Origin of the sequence: Thermoactinospora rubra (genome assembly GCF_002093975.1) — a bacterium.
GTDB classification, from domain to species: domain Bacteria; phylum Actinomycetota; class Actinomycetes; order Streptosporangiales; family Streptosporangiaceae; genus Nonomuraea; species Nonomuraea rubra_A.
On record NZ_KZ084339.1, the window covers coordinates 23354 to 40915 of the forward strand.

The following is a 17562-nucleotide window of genomic DNA, read 5'->3' on the forward strand; positions in this document are numbered from 1 at the left end:
TGACCTGGGCCGACCGTATACTCGCTGGATCCGGCGCGCCGTCGCCCGCGTCGCTGAGGAGGCAGCAGGTGGTTCGCGTTCTGGTCGCCGAGGACATGCGCATCCTGCGCGACACGCTGGTGGCCGTTCTCGGCCTCGAGGACGACCTGGAAGTGGTCGCCGAAGTGGCCTCCGGCGACCGCATCGTGCCCGAGGCGCTGGAGCACCGCCCCGACGTGGCCGTGGTGGACATCGACCTGCCGGTCGTGGACGGGCTCACCGCAGCCGCCGAGCTGCACCGGCGGCTGCCCGCCTGCCGCGTCCTGATCCTGACCGGCCTGGGCCAGCCCGGTCACCTGCACCGCGCGCTCGCCGCGCACGTGTCCGGGTTCATGCTCAAGGACGCGCCGTCGGACGAGCTGGTCGCGGCGATACGCCAGATCGCGTCGGGTGGCCGCGTGTTCGACCCGAAGCTGGCGGTGGCCGCGCTGGAGACCGGCCGCAATCCGCTCTCGCCACGCGAGAGCGAGGTGCTCAAGCGCCATGCGGCCGGCGCCTCCGCAAGCGAGATCGCGGCGGCCATGCATCTGTCCTATGGAACGGTGCGCAACTACCTGGCCTCGGCGGTCACCAAGCTGGGCGCCCGCAACCGCGTGGACGCGGCCCGCATCGCCCGCGAGGCCGGCTGGCTGTGAGCCCGGCCGTCGGCGGTCCCGCCGCATTCTGCATGCCCGAAGCGGTGCAACATGCACGGCGAGCCGATGCCGGGAGCACTGGCGGGCGGCGCGCGGCGATGCCGAGACTGAGGCAATGAGCACCACGGTCCTGATCGCCGAGGACATCGACGTTGTACGCGACACGCTGGTCGCTCTCCTGGAACTGGAGGACGACCTGGAGGTGGTCGCCCAGGTCGCCTCCGGCGACCGCATCGTGTCCGCCGCGCTCCGGCATCGCCCCGACGTGGCCGTGGTGGACATCGATCTGCCCGTCGTGGACGGGCTCACCGCAGCCGCCGAGCTGCACCGGCGGCTGCCCGCCTGCCGCGTCCTGATCGTGACCGGCCTCGCCGGGCCGGACAACGTGGACCGTGCGCTGGCCGCCGGGGCGTCCGGGTTCATGCTCAAGGACGGCCCGGCCGACGGTCTCATCGACGCCGTCCGCAGAGTCGCCCGCGGGGAGCGCGTCTTCGCCTACCCCATGCGCTGACGCCGCCTCCGCCGCCACGTCCCGCGCGTTCTCCGACGTTGGCGGGGTGTATGACATGATTTTCCGTATCCTCGGGGAACACGGGAGCTGTGCCTCATGCCACCAGATGGGCAAGCCGGTGCTCGGGAGGATCCGCCGGCGAAGGAGTCGACGCGGGGCGCGTCGTTGCGAATGTGGCGTGAGCGTGCGCTGCTGACCCAGGAGCAGCTGGCCGCGCGGACGGGGCTCAACGTCCGCACCATCCGCCGGTTGGAGTCCGGTGAGCTGCGGCGGGCGCGTAGCGCATCGGTGCGGGCGCTGGCCGAAGCGCTCGACCTGAACGCCGCGGAGGTGGAGACCCTGACGCGCGCGCTGAGCACGAACCCGGAACCCTCTCGTCCGACGCGGACGACGCCCCGGCAACTGCCGACGGATGTGGCCGCGTTCGTGGGCCGGGGACGGGAACTGTCCATGCTGACCGAGACCGGCGACGCGGGCACGATTCAGATCATCGCCATCGACGGCATGGCGGGGGTCGGCAAGACCGCGCTGGCCGTCCATGCCGCGCACCGGCTGGCCTCCCGCTTTCCCGACGGCGACCTGTTCGTCGACCTGCAGGGCTACACCGAGGGCATGGCCGCGGCGGATCCGGCCGACGCGCTGGCCCGCGTCCTGGAGGTGCTGGGCGTCCCCGGCGAGTCGATTCCCCAGCATCTCGACGACCGGGCGGCGCTGTATCGCAGCCTGCTCGCCAGCCGGAAGATGCTGATCGTTCTGGACAACGCCACGGACGAGGCGCAGGTGCGACCGCTGCTGCCGGGGGCGGGAAGCTGCCTGGTACTGGTCACCAGCCGCCGGCGGCTGGTCGGCCTGGACGACGCCCGCCTGGTGTCGGTGGACATCCTGCCGCTCGCGGACGCGATCGCGCTGTTCACCGGCACCGCCGGGCAGGAACGGGTCGCGGACGCGCCGCATGGGGCGCTGGCCGAGGTGGTACGGCGCTGCGGACTGCTGCCGCTGGCGATCCGCCTGGCCGCGGCCCGGCTCAAGGCCCACCCTGCCTGGAGCGTGGCACACCTGCTGGAGCGGCTGGAGGAACAGCGGAGACTGCTGAGCGAGCTGCGCGCCGGACAGCGGAGCGTCACCGCCGCGCTCAACATGTCCTACCAGGAGCTGGCCCCTGCCGAGCGGCGGGCCTACCGGCTCCTGGGGCTGCACGCCGGCGCGGACATCCCGCGCGACGCGGCCGCCGCGCTGCTGGGCGCCACCGTGGCTCGGACCGACCTGTTCCTGGACCGGTTGCTGGAGGCGCATCTGCTGCAGGAACCGGTGGCCGGGCGGTACCGCTTCCACGACCTGATCCGCGCCCACGCCGCCGCGACGGCCATCGAGGAGGAGCCGGAAGCGGACCGGCGCGCCGCGCTGGCCCGGCTCCTGGACCACTACGGCCAGGCCGCCTCAACGGCGATGGACCGCCTCTACCCCTACGAAGCGGACACGCGCCCGCGCTCCGGCACCGGCTCCATGCCCGACGCGGCGGCGGCCGCCGCGTGGCTGGACGCGGAGCTGGCCAACCTGCTCTCCCTCGCCCAGCACGCCGCCGAGCACGGCTTCCCCGGACACGTCCAGCACCTGTCCACCACCTTGCACCGGTGCCTGCGCACCCGCGGCCGCTACGCCGAAGCCGAGACCCTCCACACGCGGGCGCTGTCCGCCGCCCGCGCCGCCGCGGATCGGACGAGCGAGATGGAGGCGCTGCTGGGACTCGTCGAGATCCGCCGTATCCAAGGCCGCTACGACCAGGCCGTCGAGGACGGCACACTGGCCCTGGACATCGCCCGCGCCATCGGCCACCGCTCCGGCGAGCTCCGCGCGCTCAACAGCCTCGCCGCCACCCACATCGGCCGCGAACAGCGCGGTCTGGCCGCCGCCGACGTCGCGGAGGCGCTGCGGATCGCCCGGGAGATCGGCCACCGCACCGGCGAGCTGGACGCGCTGATCATCTCCGGCAACGTTCACCGGGCGATGGGCGAGAACCGGCAGGGCGCCACGTACCTCACGGAGGCGCTGCGTATCGCCCGGGAGATCGGCCACCGCACCGCCGAACTGCGTGCGCTGATCGGCCTCGGCTACATCCATCTCCGGCAGGGCGAGCTCACGTCGGCCGCCGAGTTCTTCACCCAATCCCTGAGCCTGGCCAGGGACACCGAGCACCGGGTGGGCGAGCTCAGCAGCCGCAACGCGCTCGGCCACGTACACCGCCTCCAGAGACGGCATGAGCAGGCCGGCGACTGCTACCGGCAGGTCGCCTGCCTCGCGCGCGAGATCGGCAACCGCAACTGGCAGTTCGAGGCCGTCTACGGCATGGGCCGCCTGCACCACGACCGTGGCCGCTACGAAGAGGCGCTCGACAGCCACCGCCAGGCGCTCGGCCTGGCCACGGAGCTTTGCCAGGCAAGCGACCAGGCCCGCGCCCACGACGGCCTCGCCCACGCCTACGCCGCGCTCGGCGAGCCCGCCCGGGCCCGCCATCATTGGACCCAGGCCCTGACCCTGCTGACCTCGCTGGGCATCGAGCGGATGGACGAGGACGGAGTCGACATGGCGAGCATCCGCACCCACCTCGCCGCGAGCTGAAGCCGATCTGACGCCGATCTGTCACAGCCGCCTGGGCTCGGTGTCCATCACTTCCATGATCCGCCACCGACCGTGTGCCGTGACGGGCACGGACGGGGTGGCATATGTCCGGTGAATGCCCTGTTGCCGACCTGGACATTTCCCTGTTTCGAAAGCCAGGGTCTAGACCGTGTGCGCCCCGGAGAGCCGGGCGTGGAGCGGACTTCGGCCTTACCTGCCGAGGTCTTCCACGCAGGGCGCGCCGCCTTCCCATCTGAAAGGGCATATTTCCGCATGATGACTTCGATGACGTCCGTACGCCACAGGATGACTCTCGGGTTCGCGTTGGCGGTGGCCGCCACGCTGCTGTCCGGCACCGCCGGCCCGGCGTCTGCCGCCGCGGAACCCGAATCTGCCGCGGGTACGAGAACGGCCGTCCGCGTCAAGGTCTCCGAGTTCGTCACCAACGACGGCGGCTACTTCTACACCGCGAACGAGACGGAGAAGCAGCGGGCCCTCTCCTACGGGTGGCGGCTCACTCAGACCCCGATGTACTACATCTCCAGCGCGCCCTTCCCCGGCGGCAAGCCGCTGTACCGGCTGCGGTGGCTGAAGAAGGCCTCGTACATCGTCTCCACGCAGGAATCCGAACGCGACAAACTGGTGGCCTCCGGCCAGTTCCGCTACGAGGGCCGGCTCGGCTACGCGCCAGCCAGCCGGGAAGCCGGCGGTGACGTGCAGATCTGGCGCCTTTCCAGCAACAGCAGGTGGCGACTGGCCACCGAGGCGCACAAGGACAGCATCCTGGTCAAGGAGCCGGGCTGGCACCTCGACGGCCGCGTGTACTTCCAGTTCAAGAGCCCCAGCTGACGGCTTCGAGCTGGCCCGTCCGTGGGCGGTGTCGAACTCGATCGTCGTTGACAGGCCAATGAGGCGAGTCCTGCGGATCCGGCGTGGCGCCATCCCATGGGCCGGATCCGCGCGTGTGTCCATCCCGCACCGCTGCCCACGGCCGGCAGGCCGGCGCGCATCGATCAAGCCAGGGTCAAGACCGCGGCGACACCCCCACGACAAGCGTCTGACCAGGCACGACAGCACGACCCAGCGACATGCCGCGGCAGTGTTCCCAGCGGCGGGCATGAGATCTCGGCCGGTGACCGGATGGACCTGATCGGGATCCCACGCCGTTCCAAGGATGACGACGCCTACGCCGACGACCGCGGAGCGCTCATGGCGCCCGCGCTGGCCAGAGCGATCGTCGCCGCGGTGTTCTGCGGCTTCGCCGGGATCGCGCTGATGTGGGTGCTCCACTCTGGCGCCGGCATCGGCGGGATCCTGCTGGCCGTCGCGCTCCTGGCCGGTCTGCTGGGCCTGCAGTACTTCTACTTCGGCCGGCCGGGCACGGATCTGCACTCGCCCGCGTCCTACGTCGCGCTCGCGGCGCAGGCATGCCTGTCCTACCTTCCGCTGCTCCTGTTCGGGCAGTCCTGGGTCAGCCAGCCTTCCTTCCTGGCGGGCAGCGTGCTGCTGGTTCTCCCGCTGCGGGTGGCCTGGCTCGCGTACGCCGGTGTGGTGGCGAGCACAGGATTCCTGCAGTTCCTGATCAATGGCGCGTTGCTCGACACCGCCTACATCGTGGTGAACACGGCGACGGCCGGTCTGGCCGTCTATGGGCTGATCCGTCTGGCCCATCTTGTCACCGCGCTGTACGAGGCCCGCCATGAGCTGGCGAACACCGCGGTCGCCCACGAGCGGCTACGACTCGCCCGAGACCTGCACGATCTGCTCGGGCGGAGCCTGTCGGCGATCGCCCTGAAGGGGGCGCTGGCCCTGCGGCTGCTGCCGGGCGACCCGGTGCGGGCCGAGCAGGAGCTTTCGGGGATGCTGGAGACATCCCGGCGAGCCCTGACCGATGTGCGGTCGATCGCCCGGGCGTACCGGGAGATCCCTCTCGACGACGAGACGGGGACGCTCGCGTCGATGCTCGCGTCGTCCCAGGTCGAACTGCGCACGGACCTCGACTACCGTGAGCTCGCGCCGAACACGCGGGGAGCTCTCTCCGCCGTTCTGCGCGAAGGTGTCGCCTCCATGCTGCGACATCATGAGACGGGACGTTGCGAGATCGTCCTGCAGCTGCAGGGCGACGAGGTCTCGGTCGAGATCCTCGGCAACGGGGCGGGTGCCGTGCCGGCGGGCGCGGGTGGCGGCCTCGATGCCCTCTCCGCGTTGGTGTCGAAGGTGGAGGGCGAGCTCAGCGCCGGGGTGGCCGCCGATGGACGGTTCCGCCTGCACGTGGTGCTTCCGATGCGCGCAAGGCCCATGCAACGCCCCGCCGGAGACGTCGTTGACGAGCCTGGCGCGTCCATCCCTCACATCGCGACCAAACTCGCCGGCGCGCTTCTCGCCGCCGTCCTCGTCGGACTGTTCGTGCAGGCTGTGCTGCGCCCGCTGTACGGAACCCAGGAGCTCCGGGAGATCGGCCTGGCCACCGGATACCTGCTGGCCGCGCTGGCACTGCAGCTGGCCTGCTTCAGCCGGCCCGGCCTCCCACCCCGCCCGCCGGTGACCTACCTGCTGCTGGGCCTGCAAGCCGTCGTGGTCTACCTGCCGATGGCGCAACTCCACGCACCCTGGGCCGGATTGCAGGGCTTCCTGGCCGGCAGCGCACTGCTGGTGCTGCGGCCCGCCATCGGCTGGAGCGTGTTCGGCGCGGTCGCGATCACCGTCGCCTGGGCGCAGGCCGAATTCGCCGGCAGCAGGCTGCTCACCGGAGACATCGCGCAAATCCTGATCACGATCGACATCGGCCTGGTCGTCTACGGCCTGACCCGGATGGCGCGCACGGTGCGCCAGCTGCGGGCCGCCCGGCAACGGCTGGCCGAGGTCGCGCTGGCCGAAGAACGGCTGCGATTCGCGCGGGACCTGCACGACCTGCTCGGGCTGAGCCTGTCGGCGATCACCCTGAAGAGCGACCTGGCCCACCGGCTGATCCCACGCGACCCGGCCCGCGCCCGCACCGTGCTGGCCCAGGTGCTGGAGCTCTGCCGCCACGCCCTGGCCGACGTCCGCTCGGTGGCCGGCGACCACCGCGCCCTGTCCCTGCCCGAGGAGTGCCGCACCGCCGAATCCCTGCTGACCGCCGCCGGCCTGCAGGTGCGGATCACCCTCGACCACGGCGACCTGCCCGCCACGGTCGCCACCGTCCTGGCCACCGTGCTGCGCGAGGGCGTCACCAACGTGCTCCGGCACAGTACCGGCACCCGCTGCGACATCACCATCCGCCGCAACCAGGCCGAGGTCTTCCTGCACATGACCAACGACGGAGCGACCGCACCGGCACAGGCCGATCACCACGGCAGCGGCATCCGCAACATGGCCGACCGCGTCGCCGTGCTCGGCGGCACACTCACCGCCAGGCACCAAGGCGACGGCCGATTCGAACTGCAAGCCCGCATCCCCCTCAGCGGCCAGAGCACCCTGACCGGTGGAGGTCTCGACCGCCCGGCCCACGGAGCCGCCGAGTCCACTGCCGCTCCAGACCTGCCTTGAACTCATCGGCCGGCACTGGATGTCACCGGCTCTCCCGAGCCGTCGTCAGGTCCTTCTCATAGCGGCGTGAAGGGACCGGAACCGTTCCACTCTCCGTCTGCGCCAGGTAGTCGATCGCTCCAGCGTCGTGCCAGCCGTGGCGGGTGTAGAAGCGGCGGGCGCGGGCGTTGCCGGCGACCACGGCGAGCCACGCCCGGCCGAATCGGCTGGCGATCGTCTCCTCGCCGTGCCGCAGGAGGGCCGCCGCGACGCCGGTTCCACGAGCCGGCGCGGCCACATAGAGCTGTTCGATCTCGTCGTCGATGACCGTGACGAACCCAACCACCTCGGCGTCGATCGTGGCCACCGTGGTCACGCCGATCCGGGCCGGAACCCGTTCGCGGAAATCGGCAGGCCGGCGATGGTGGTAAAGGGCCTCGGGCACCTGGCCGAGATGGCCGTCAACCCAACCGCGATGCCAGATCGTGGCGATGGCTTCGACGTCGTCGGCCGTCGCGGGCCTCAGGGACAGCACTGCTCCGCTTCTCCTTACTCATCGACTACTCATCGACTACTCATCGACACTCATCGACACTCATCGGCGCCAGGGGATGGAAGATCTCCAACCAGGCGAGCGAGCCATCCGGGGTGTGGTCTCGTCCAGGATCAGAGATAACCAGCTCGATACTCAAGCTGTGCGAGTGCATGAGAACGCCGCTGCTATGGCTTGGCCTTCACCCACACTGTGGTGTCGGGAGGGATCAGCCGGCCTTCGATCGGGGCACTGGGCAGAAGAACCTCGGCGTCCTCCTCCATGAGGAGCCGGCCGTGGCCGAAGTTCACGAGGCACCGCAGACCGGTTCCCCACTCGAATCCGAACCACGACCCGTCGTCCGGTCCGTACAGCTTCGGTGAGGCCGCCGACCCGGCGTCGTGAAACGGCGGCGTCCGGTGATTCGCCGGGCGGTGTTCCCGGCGGATGCGGAGTGCGGTCCGGTAGAGCGTCAGCATCGAGGCGGGATCGTCGTACTGCGCCGCCACGGTATGCGCCGCCCAGCCCTCCGGCGGGGGAAGCCAGCAGTCCTCGGGTGCGGCGTCGCTGAATCCATACGGCGCGCGACTACCCCGCCACGGCATGGGGATCCGGCAACCGTCCCGGCCGCGATTGGTATGTCCGGATCGCTCCCACAGCGGATCGCGCAGCCGTTCGTCTGGCAAATCGACTTGCGGGAGGCCCAGCTCTTCTCCTTGGTAGACGTAGGCCGCTCCGGGCAGTGCCAGCATCAGGAGGGCCGCGGCCCGGGCCCGGCGTATGCCTGTCGGGCCGCCGCCGTACCGGGTCACCGGGCGGACCGCGTCGTGGCTGGACAGTACCCAGGTGACAGGGGCGCCTGCGACGGCCATGGCGGCGGTGGAGTCCTCGATGACGCGGCGCATCGCCTTGCCGTCCCATGGGCATTCCAGGAAGGCGAAGTTGAAGCATTGGTGCATCTCGCCGGGCCTGACGTAGCGGGCCAGCCGTTCGGGATCGAAGACGGCGGCCTCGGCGACCAGCAGGCGCTCCTCGGGCGGCACGGCGCCGGGGCGGGCCGGGTGGCTTTCGAGCAGGGCGCGCCACCGCCGGAAGAGGGGGTGCAGCTCCTCCCGGTCGTAGTAGGGCATCAGGTGGTTGCGCGTGACGTCCTGGTGCTGGTCCGAGCTGGCATCCGGCAGGCCGGGATCCTTGAACAGCGCGTGTGCCACATCCACGCGGAAGCCGTCCACGCCGTGATCGAGCCAGAAGCGCATGATGCGGTCGAACTCCTCGACGACCTCCGGCTCCCGCCAGTTCAGGTCGGGCTGCTCCGGTGCGTGCAGGTGGAGGTACCACTCGCCGGGCTCCGCGGCCGGGCCGGGGACCCTGGTCCAGGCGGGTCCGCCGAAGGCGGAGCGCCAGTCGTTGGGTGGTGCCGCGCCGCTCGGCCCCGTCCGGGGCGGAAGAGGTACCGCCGCCTGGGGGCGGATCCCGGGGCGGCGGCCAGCGCCTGGCGAAACCACGGGTGCGCGCTGGAGGTGTGGTTGGGGACCAGGTCGATCACCACCTTGAGGCCGAGCCCGTGCGCTCTGGTCACCAGGGCGTCGAAGTCCGCGAGCGTGCCCAGCTCGGGTGCCACGGCGGTGTGGTCGACGATGTCGTAGCCGCCGTCGGCGAGCGGAGAGGGGTAGAACGGTGTGATCCAGACCGCGTCCACGCCCAGCGTTTTGAGGTGCTCCAGCTCCAGGGTGATACCAGGCAGGTCGCCGATGCCGTCACCGTTGCCGTCGCGGAAGGAGCGCGGGTAGACCTCGTAGCAGACCGCATCCCGCCACCATGGGATCCGGTGGCCTGCGGAATCCGTCATGCCGTGCGGTCCAGCCGCGCCACGCCGATGCGGGTGTCTGCCATGCCGTAGAAGACGTAGTGCACACCCTCGATCTCCTCGATGGCCGTGGGGAACACGACGTTCGGCACGGTGCCCGACCGCTCCTCGGCGGCCTCGGGTGTCAGCAGTGGCTCCGTGGTGCGGTCCAGCACGCGGGACGGGTCGGCGGGATCGAGGATCATCGCGCCGGCCGCGTACCTGACTTTCTGCTGCTGCGGGGAGAACGCGACCTCGATGCTTCCCGAGACACCGTGGTGGAGGAGGAGCCACCCTTCGGGCACCCTTATCGGTGCCGGCCCCGCGCCGATCTTCAGCTCCTCCCAGTCATGGAGCGACAGCGCGACCAGGCGGTGCCCGCGTGGCCGCGCCAGGGCGGTGATGTCCTTCTCCACCTCGTGAGCGGGGATGTAGGAGATCCAGATGCCGGGACGTTCATCCTCGATCCCGGCCGGCAGGTGCACGCCCTCGCCCGGGCGGATCCAGCCGAGGTCCCACATCGGCCGGTGCAGGAGGGCGTAGCACGGTTCGCCGTGCGGGCCGGGGACCGGCTCGGGGAAGTACACGACGTCCTTGTTGGGGAACAGGTTGAGGTCGGTGTCCAGGTCTGGCTCATAGGCGAACTGGAGGGGCCCCAGGCGCTCCCAGTGAACGAGATCGTCCGAGACCGCCAAGGCCGGTTTGGGACCGAGCGGGCCGTACGCCACGTAGGTCATCACATACCGCCCCAGGCGGGCCATCCACGTCGTACGGGGGTCCTCGACACCGGCGTTGGCCAGGCCGCGTTCCCAACCCGCGTCGGGGGCGAGCACGACGCCGCGGCGCTCGACCGCCACCGGCACCCCGTCGTCGAGGACCACCTCGGCCAGGCCCACCCTGGAGACGTTGCCGCGGGCCACCAGCCGCGGCAGCAGGTACAGCCGTCCCTCGCGAGTCCAGCCGGAGGCCGGGTTGAGCACTCCCTCGGCTTCGAGCGGATCTCCCGAGCGTGGGCTCATGACGACGCCGAGGCGGGTCATCGTGTAGGGGATGGTCACCCTTTGACTCCTGTTCCGATGTTGGTCGAGACGAAATGACGCTGAAAGGCGATGAACAGCCCGATGACGGGCGCGGCGAGGACGCAGGCGCCCGCCAGCACCGCGCCGTAGGGGTTGGCCGCTCGGGCGGCGACGTTGCTGATGTAGTTGGCCAGGGAGACCGCCAGCGGCTGCATGTCCGCCTGCTTGGTGATGAGGAAGGGCCACAGGAACTCGTTCCACGGGCCGATGAACGTGAGCAGGACGGCGGTCAGCAGTGCCGGGCGGACGAGGGGCAGCGCCACCGACCACAGCAGGCGCAGTTCCCCGGCGCCGTCGATGTGCGCGGCGTCGAACAGCTCTTTGGGCAGTTGGAGGAAGAACTGCCGGAAGACGAAGACCGCCGTGGAGTTGATCGCGAACGGCAGGACCATGCCGAGGTGTGAGTCGGCCAGGCCGTACCCGCGGACGATCAGCACGTAGAGAGGGATGAGCAGCAGCTGGAAGGGGACCACCTGCACGAGCAGGAGGATCGCGAACATCGTGCCGCGCCCGCGGAAGCGCAGGCGAGCCAATGCATAGCCGGCGAGCACGCCGAACACGACGGTGCAGGCGACGACCGCTCCGGTGAAGATGCCGGAGTTCAGCAAGGAAGTGGCGAGGTTCACCTCCTCGTTGATCTCCCGGTAGTTCTCCAGCGTCAGCTTGCCGGGCGAGGGCACGAGGCCGGCCATGGAGGTGTCCGGCTCGGCCTGCAGCGAGCCGATGAACATGTAGTAGAAGGGGAACAGGAACGCCAGCGCGCCCATCCCCAGCAGGATCAACCGGCGCATCTCAGCGCACCTCCAGCAGACGGCGGCTGAGCCATGACAGGGCGATCACCATGATCACCAGGAGTACGCCGATGGCCGCGGCCATCCCCGGCAGGCCCTGCTCGATGCCGCGCTGGTACATGAGAAGGACGGGCGAAGCAGAGGCGCCGTTCGGACCGCCGCCGCCCGTCAGCAGGTACGGCTCGGTGAACAGGTTGGCCCCCGTGATCGTCGCCAGCACCACCACGAGAAGGGTGGCCGGCCGCAGGGCGGGGACGGTGACGGATCTGAACCGCCGCCAGCGCGTGGCGCCGTCCACGGCGGCGGCCTCGTACAGCTCCCGCGGCACATTCTGCAGGCCGGCGAGGTAGAGGAGGATGAAGAAGCCGAGCTGCTTCCAGGCGACGAACACCGCGATGAGCGGCATGGCCAGCGCCTCGTTGACAAGCCACGACGGTTCCGGCGCGAGCGGCCCGAGCAGCCGGTTCACCAGGCCGCCCTCGGAGAACAGGAACAGCCAGACGCCCACCACCGCGACGCTGGCGGTCACGTAGGGGACGTAGAAGGCGACCCGCAGGAACGTGCGGGCGTGGATCGCGCGGTTCAGCGCGACGGCCAGGCCCATGGCGAGCACCACGGTCAGCGGCACGTTGATGAGGAGGAACACGCCGACGTTGAGGAACGCCCGCCGTACGGCCGGGTCCGTCAGGGCCGCGACGTAGTTGCCCACCCCGACGAACGGCCGATCCACCCGCGCGCCCGGAGCGGCGAAGAAGTAGTCGTGGAAGCTCATCCAGACGGCGAACCCGAAGGGGTAGGCGAACACCGCCGCGACGTAGACGGCGTAGGGCGCGATCAGCGCCAGCCCCACGGGTTGCGGTCCGGCCAGAGACGCCAGCCGGCGCCGCGCGCTCGCCACCGCCATCATGCCTGGCGAGCCAAGGCGTCGATCTTGTCCCGCGCGGCCTTGAACGCTTCGGCCGGCGGCGTGGTGCCGAAGATCACCGCACTGGAGTAGGCGTCACGGAACGTCTGCCAGATCGTGATGGAGTTCGGCACGTTCGGCACTTCGACGGTTCTGGCCGCTTGATCGGCGAAAGTCACGTAGTCGGGGTTCTTGGCGAAGTAGTCGCCGTAAGTGGCGGGCAGGTTCTGGCGCAGGGGCATCTGCCCGGTGGCCTCCAGCAACGCCCCGTCCTGCTCCTTGCTGGTGGCGAACTTCAGCACGTCCCATGCGGTCGCGCGGTTCCGGCACGCGGAGTACATCGCCACGTTCTTGGCATCGCTGAACGTCTTCACCGACGCGGCGGGTTTGCCCGTCGAGGTGGGGAGGGGCGCCACGCCCCAGTCGATCTTCTCCCCGTAGACGGCCACGGCCCACGGGCCGACGATCGACATCGCCGCCTTGCCGTCGGCGAAAGCGTCGCCGTTGTACTTCTCCTTGGGCGCGAGCTTCTCGTCGTAGAGCGTCTTCCAGAACGCCGCGACGCGGTGTCCCTCAGGGGAGTCGAACTGCGCCTTCCCGCCCTCGACCAGCTGCTTGCCATCCGTCTCCGCGGCGAACAGCGGGTAGAAGTCGAACCACGACTGGAAGAACTCCCCGCTGGGTGCCGGATAGATGGCCGCCTCCGCCGCTCCGCTGGAGACCAGCTTCCTGCTCGTGGCCAGGAACTCCTCATACGTCGACAGCGGAGGATTCTCGCTGTCGATGCCCGCCTTCTTGAAGACCTCCTTGTTGTAGAAGATCATGACGGGGTTGGACTTCCACGGCAGCTGGTAGTACTTGCCGTCAGGCGACTTGTACTGCGTCGCCGCCTGCCCGGTGCGCGCCTCGATGTAGGAGGCGCCGTCGGCGAAGTCGCTCAGCGGCACCAGGCCGCCCTGCTTCTGGAACTGCGGGACCGCGGCGGGAGCGGTGTTGAACACCAGGCACGGCGCGTTGCCCGCCGTGATGGCCGCGCTGATGACCTCCTCTGAGGTCTTCCCGGCGGGGATCTCCTCGACGGTGATCTTCTGATCGGCGTGGGCCTTGTTCCAGGCCTCGGCCATGGCCGTACCCCAGGCCACCTCTTCCTTGTTGTTGGAAAGCCAGATCTTGATCGGCCCGCGCGCGGACGGTGCCGTGTCCTGTGCACCTCCGTCCACCCCACAGGCCGCGGTTGTGCCGGCGATCAGAAGAAGCAGAGCGGCGTATTTCTTCATTGGTGTTCCTTTGGCGTTGGTTCCGTTGGCTGTCCGCTCAACTGGGCGGAGCGGTCGAGCCGCGCAGGACGAGACGGGTCGGCGGGAGCTCGACATCGGCGACCTCCTCGCCCTCGATGAGGTCGAGGAGCACGGCCGTGGCGCGTTTGCCCCAGCCGAAGGCGTTCGTGGCCACCGTGGTCAGGGGCGGGTGCATGTAGGCGGCCAGCTCGCAGTCGTCGAATCCGGTCACCGACAGGTCCTCGGGCACCGACAGGCCCATGGCCCTGGCCGCTGTCTGCCCCGCGATGGCCATGAGGTCGTTGGCGTAGACGATGGCCGTCGGGCGCGGGTGCCCGGCCAGCAGTTCCCGGGTCGCGGCCGCGCCTCCGGCGGCCGAGAAATCCGATTCGACGACGGGACCCGGCGGAAGGCCGGCCTCGGCGAGCGCCTGGCGCCACGCACGCGCCCGCCCGGCCCCATGCAGAAACCGCGAAGGGCCCGACACATGCGCGATGCGGGTATGGCCGAGCTCCACCAGATGCCGGACCGCCGCTGCGATTCCCGGCCCGTCGTCGAGGCATACGGCGGGGAAAGGGGAACGGACATCCGGCCGGTTGAGCGTCACGGCGGGAAGGCCCACCTCGGCCAGCAGTTGAAGCCGCGGGTCGGCGTGACGGAGATCGCTGAGGAACACGCCGTCCACCCGCCCACCCCGCGCGAGGTTGCGATAGGCGTCCGCCTCGGCCTGTCCAGGACGCACCACCTGCAACACCAGCGTGTACTCCCGCTCGGCGAGGACCGCCTCCACCCCCGCGATGAAGGCCGGGAAGAACGGATCCGCCTCCAGCAGACGCGGCGGCCTCGCGATCACCAGGCCCAGCGCGAACGCCCTGGAGGCGGCGAGCGACCTGCCACGCCTGTCGGGTTGCCAGTTGAGCTCGGCGGCGGCGGACAGGATGCGCTCGCGGGTGTCCTGGCTGATGCCGGGCCGGTTGTTCAAGGTCAGGGAGACCGCGCCCTTGCTGACACCCGCCCGTCGGGCAACGTCGGCGATGGTGGGCTTCTTCTTCGGCACGCTACCCTCCGTTGTTAAACCGGTTTAACTATTGAACCGGTTTAACGAAGATGTCAAGAGGGTCGGCCGATCGAGGGTCACGGATGATCGTCGCCGTGGTGTTCTGCGGCTTCGGCGGAATCGCGCTGGCGTACGTGGTGGCCTCGGGGAAGAGCGCCGGCGAGATCGTGCCGGCCGTCGCCTGCCTGCCGAGTCCGCTGAGCCTGCAGTACTTCTACTCCGGCCGGCCGGGCACGGGAGTCGTGCGGTTCTCGATCACCGGCGTGGCGCACGACGTCGTCTACATTCTGCGGGTCACCACGGCCCTGCACCCGATCATCCTCCCAGCCGGACTCCACCTCCGGCTGGGAGATCTCGATTGCTCGGCACAGTCCTAGGCCACGTGCCAGCGGCAGATCTTCTTGGAGAAGACGGTCGCTCCGATACGCCGGTAGAAGCGCTGCGCCGGCACGTTGGCCTCGGCGACCTCCCACCGGATCACCCGCCCGGCGGCCTTCTCCGCGAGCGTGCGCATCAGCTGTTCGCCGACGCCCTCGCCGCGCTCCCCGGCGCGCACGTACAGGTCGTCCAGCGCGAGGTACTCCTGGCCGGTCCACAGGCTGACCCGCTCGACCCAGGACACGTAGCCGATCGCCCTGCCCTCCCGCTCGGCGATCAGGTAGCCGACCTCGGGGCGGGCGAGCAGCTCCGCCAGACGGCCGAGGCTCACCTTCACCTCCCCGCCCTGGTTCTGGTAGTCGCCCAGCTCACGCATCATCGTGAGCAAGGTCGCGGCGTCATCGGCCGTTGCGGCGCGTATGGCGGTCATGGCGGGCCTCATCTCGTCGTCGTTTCCGCGCCGGCCTGCTCGGCGGTGGCCGCCGGCCGTCCGGTCGGTGGTACGTGCCGGAGCCTGACGACCGCCAGGACCGCGGCCGCGGCGGCGATTCCGGCGGAGACGGCGGCGGCGACGTTGAGCCCGCCGGTGAACGCCTCACGGGCCGGGGCGAGCAGCGCGGCACCCAGGTCAGCGGGGAGGTGCTGGGCCGCCGACACCGCGCCGCCGAGGCTGTCGCGGCTCGCGGCGGCGGCCTCGGGCGGCAGCCCGGCCGGGAGCGCTCCGCCGGCTTCCGCGCGGTAGACGGCGGCGGCGACGCTGCCGATGATCGCGATGCCGAGCGAGATGCCGAGATCGCTGCAGGTCGTGGCGAGCCCGGAGGCCGCCCCCGCCTTCTGCGGCGGCGCCGAGCCGACGACCAGATCGGTCGTCAGCGCCATGGACGGCGCGACGGCCGGGTAGAGCACGATGAAGCCGGCGATCAGCAAAGGCAACCCGTCGACGCTGCCGACCTGGGTGAGCATGAGGTAGCCGACTACCTGGACGGCGAGCCCGGCCGCGATGAGGAAGCCCGGGCGCATACGGCGCACCAGGACGGGCGAGAGCGTGGAGACGACCACGAGCAGGGCCGCGCCCGGCAGCACCCACAGGCCCGCCTGCAGCGGCGAGAGCCCTTCCACGAGCTGCAGATGCTGGGTGAACAGCAGGTAGACGCCGCCGAGCGCGGTCGCGGCGAGCAGGAAGACGCCCAGCGCGCCGCTGATCGTCGGGTTGGCGAACAGCCGTACGTCGAGAAGCGGCTCGGCCTGGCGCAACTGGCGGACGACGAACCAGGCGCCGAACACCAGCCCGATCGCGATGGCGGCCAGCGGGAGCGTGAGCGGCTGCTCCTTGGACAGTTCCTTGACGCCGTAGACGATCGGCAGCAGGGTCGCCAGCGACAGCACCACGCTGATCAGGTCCAGCCGGCCCGCCGCGGGATTGCGGTGGTCGGGCAGCAACAGCGCCGCGCCGATCAGCACCACCACCATGACCGGCACCGCGATCAGGAAGGCCGCGCGCCAGGAAAACGCCTCCAGCAGCACCCCGCCGACCAGCGGGCCGACGGCGGTTCCGACGGAGATGCCGCCCGCCCAGACGCCGACGGCGATGCCGCGCTGTCGCGGATCGGTGAACGTGGCGAAGATCAGGCCCAGGGTGGCGGGCATCTGGGTCGCCGCCGCGACGCCCAGGACGGCCCGCCACAGGATCATCAGGCCGGGGTCGGAGGTGTTGGCCGCGATCAGCGAGACGACGGCGAAGACTGCCGCGCCCGCCACCAGCAGCCTGCGGTGGCCGATCCGGTCGCCCAGCGTGCCCATGGTGACCAGGAGCCCGGCCATGAGGAAGCCGTAGATGTCGATGATCCAGAGAGTTTGCGTGCTGCTCGGCCGAAGGTCCGCGACCAGCTCGGGAATGGCCAGGAACAGGACGGTGAGCATCATGAACAGCAGCATCGCGGGCAGTGCCAGTACGACCAGGCTGAGCCAGAGCCTGAGCCCGGCGCGCCGGCCGGCGTCGATCTCCTCGGAGTGCATGAGGAAGTCCTTTCATCTGCCGACTGCCGCTCCGGGCCTTTGGGTGCGGGCCGCGCGCCGAGCGGCTTGTCTGCCGCCGAGTCTGGTTCGGTCCGGGCGGACGCCACCAGTGCCGCGGGCACGAGCTCGGCGTGCGATCCGCACCTCAGCCGGTGTGCATTCTGCAGGGACCGGGGTGGATGGCCGGCCGCCTCATCGGCCGGCCCGCTGGAAGATCGTGATCAGGATGCCCTCACCGACCGTCCTCGATTCGGTGGGGCGGGTGCTGGGCGAGGTTTCGCAGTTGGGGGGCGAGCACCTCGGCGGTGGTGGTGTGGTTGTCCCCCGGTACGGCCCGCAGGGTCGCGGTCGGCAGCAGGCCGGCCAGTGCCCGC

At 70.4% G+C, this 17562-nt stretch carries 14 protein-coding genes and 1 pseudogene; 6 read left to right on the forward strand and 9 right to left on the reverse strand.

What is annotated here, in order from left to right; genetic code table 11:
- Window positions 1-68 precede the first annotated feature (68 nt).
- From BSB02_RS16485 to BSB02_RS16505, 5 genes are all read left to right on the forward strand, one after another.
- Window positions 69-674 carry a response regulator transcription factor gene (locus BSB02_RS16485; protein ID WP_084959820.1) on the forward strand — a complete coding sequence of 202 codons (606 nt, stop codon included), beginning with the start codon at window positions 69-71 and terminating at the stop codon, window positions 672-674.
- A 115-nt stretch (window positions 675-789) separates the two neighbouring features.
- Complete coding sequence (locus BSB02_RS16490; RefSeq protein WP_084959822.1) at window positions 790-1185, forward strand: response regulator; 396 nt, start codon at window positions 790-792, stop codon at window positions 1183-1185.
- 96 nt (window positions 1186-1281) lie between these two features.
- Complete coding sequence (locus BSB02_RS16495) at window positions 1282-3801, forward strand: ATP-binding protein (protein WP_084959824.1); 2520 nt, start codon at window positions 1282-1284, stop codon at window positions 3799-3801.
- Between the two features lie 285 nt (window positions 3802-4086).
- Window positions 4087-4650: a hypothetical protein gene (locus BSB02_RS16500; RefSeq protein WP_143590763.1), complete on the forward strand. Its 564-nt coding sequence runs from the start codon at window positions 4087-4089 to the stop codon at window positions 4648-4650.
- Window positions 4651-4941: 291 nt separating this feature from the next.
- Window positions 4942-7329 (forward strand): sensor histidine kinase, encoded by a 2388-nt coding sequence (locus BSB02_RS16505; RefSeq protein ID WP_158088652.1) that lies wholly within the window; start codon window positions 4942-4944, stop codon window positions 7327-7329.
- 22 nt (window positions 7330-7351) lie between these two features.
- Here the strand turns inward: BSB02_RS16505 and BSB02_RS16510 are convergent, their stop codons facing one another.
- The 7 genes and pseudogenes from BSB02_RS16510 to BSB02_RS16540 all read right to left on the reverse strand — a co-directional run bounded on the left by BSB02_RS16510 (window position 7352) and on the right by BSB02_RS16540 (window position 14794).
- Window positions 7352-7843, reverse strand: coding sequence for a GNAT family N-acetyltransferase (locus BSB02_RS16510; RefSeq protein ID WP_206184734.1), 492 nt, complete (start codon window positions 7841-7843; stop codon window positions 7352-7354).
- 185 nt (window positions 7844-8028) lie between these two features.
- Window positions 8029-9689, reverse strand: a pseudogene (locus tag BSB02_RS16515) (glycoside hydrolase family 13 protein).
- The gene (locus BSB02_RS16520; RefSeq protein ID WP_206184735.1) at window positions 9686-10744 is read right to left on the reverse strand and encodes a glycoside hydrolase family 130 protein; all 1059 of its coding nucleotides are present in this window, start codon (window positions 10742-10744) and stop codon (window positions 9686-9688) included. Before BSB02_RS16520 ends, BSB02_RS16515 begins: the two are co-directional and overlap by 4 nt.
- Entirely contained in the window at window positions 10741-11556 is an 816-nt protein-coding gene (locus BSB02_RS16525) for a carbohydrate ABC transporter permease (RefSeq protein ID WP_084959829.1), read from the reverse strand. Before BSB02_RS16525 ends, BSB02_RS16520 begins: the two co-directional genes overlap by 4 nt.
- Before the next feature lies 1 nt (window position 11557).
- Window positions 11558-12463: a carbohydrate ABC transporter permease gene (locus BSB02_RS16530; RefSeq protein WP_084959831.1), complete on the reverse strand. Its 906-nt coding sequence runs from the start codon at window positions 12461-12463 to the stop codon at window positions 11558-11560.
- The gene (locus tag BSB02_RS16535) at window positions 12460-13680 is read right to left on the reverse strand and encodes an extracellular solute-binding protein (RefSeq protein ID WP_206184736.1); all 1221 of its coding nucleotides are present in this window, start codon (window positions 13678-13680) and stop codon (window positions 12460-12462) included. Before BSB02_RS16535 ends, BSB02_RS16530 begins: the two co-directional genes overlap by 4 nt.
- A 94-nt stretch (window positions 13681-13774) precedes the next feature.
- The gene (locus tag BSB02_RS16540) at window positions 13775-14794 is read right to left on the reverse strand and encodes a LacI family DNA-binding transcriptional regulator (protein ID WP_084959835.1); all 1020 of its coding nucleotides are present in this window, start codon (window positions 14792-14794) and stop codon (window positions 13775-13777) included.
- 83 nt (window positions 14795-14877) lie between these two features.
- Here BSB02_RS16540 and BSB02_RS16545 point away from each other — a divergent pair, with 83 nt between their 5' ends.
- Window positions 14878-15171: a hypothetical protein gene (locus tag BSB02_RS16545; protein ID WP_084959837.1), complete on the forward strand. Its 294-nt coding sequence runs from the start codon at window positions 14878-14880 to the stop codon at window positions 15169-15171.
- Here BSB02_RS16545 and BSB02_RS16550 read toward each other — a convergent pair.
- Both BSB02_RS16550 and BSB02_RS16555 read right to left on the reverse strand, forming a co-directional pair.
- Window positions 15168-15602, reverse strand: a complete 435-nt coding sequence (locus tag BSB02_RS16550; protein ID WP_158088653.1) for a GNAT family N-acetyltransferase — start codon at window positions 15600-15602, stop codon at window positions 15168-15170. The genes BSB02_RS16545 and BSB02_RS16550 overlap by 4 nt on opposite strands.
- 8 nt (window positions 15603-15610) lie before the next feature.
- On the reverse strand, window positions 15611-17188 hold the full coding sequence (locus BSB02_RS16555; protein WP_084959841.1) for an MFS transporter: 1578 nt from the start codon (window positions 17186-17188) through the stop codon (window positions 15611-15613).
- Between the last annotated feature and the right edge of the window lie 374 nt (window positions 17189-17562).

Excerpts from the sequence above, each read along its gene's own strand:
- BSB02_RS16545 (WP_084959837.1), top strand. The coding sequence starts at position 14,878 with ATGATCGTCGCCGTGGTGTTCTGCGGCTTCGGCGGAATCGCGCTGGCG.
- BSB02_RS16525 (WP_084959829.1), bottom strand. The coding sequence starts at position 11,556 with ATGCGCCGGTTGATCCTGCTGGGGATGGGCGCGCTGGCGTTCCTGTTC.
- BSB02_RS16500 (WP_143590763.1), top strand. The coding sequence starts at position 4,087 with ATGACGTCCGTACGCCACAGGATGACTCTCGGGTTCGCGTTGGCGGTG.
- BSB02_RS16490 (WP_084959822.1), top strand. The coding sequence starts at position 790 with ATGAGCACCACGGTCCTGATCGCCGAGGACATCGACGTTGTACGCGAC.
- BSB02_RS16555 (WP_084959841.1), bottom strand. The coding sequence starts at position 17,188 with ATGCACTCCGAGGAGATCGACGCCGGCCGGCGCGCCGGGCTCAGGCTC.
- BSB02_RS16505 (WP_158088652.1), top strand. The coding sequence starts at position 4,942 with ATGGACCTGATCGGGATCCCACGCCGTTCCAAGGATGACGACGCCTAC.
- BSB02_RS16530 (WP_084959831.1), bottom strand. The coding sequence starts at position 12,463 with ATGATGGCGGTGGCGAGCGCGCGGCGCCGGCTGGCGTCTCTGGCCGGA.
- BSB02_RS16550 (WP_158088653.1), bottom strand. The coding sequence starts at position 15,602 with ATGACCGCCATACGCGCCGCAACGGCCGATGACGCCGCGACCTTGCTC.
- BSB02_RS16495 (WP_084959824.1), top strand. The coding sequence starts at position 1,282 with ATGCCACCAGATGGGCAAGCCGGTGCTCGGGAGGATCCGCCGGCGAAG.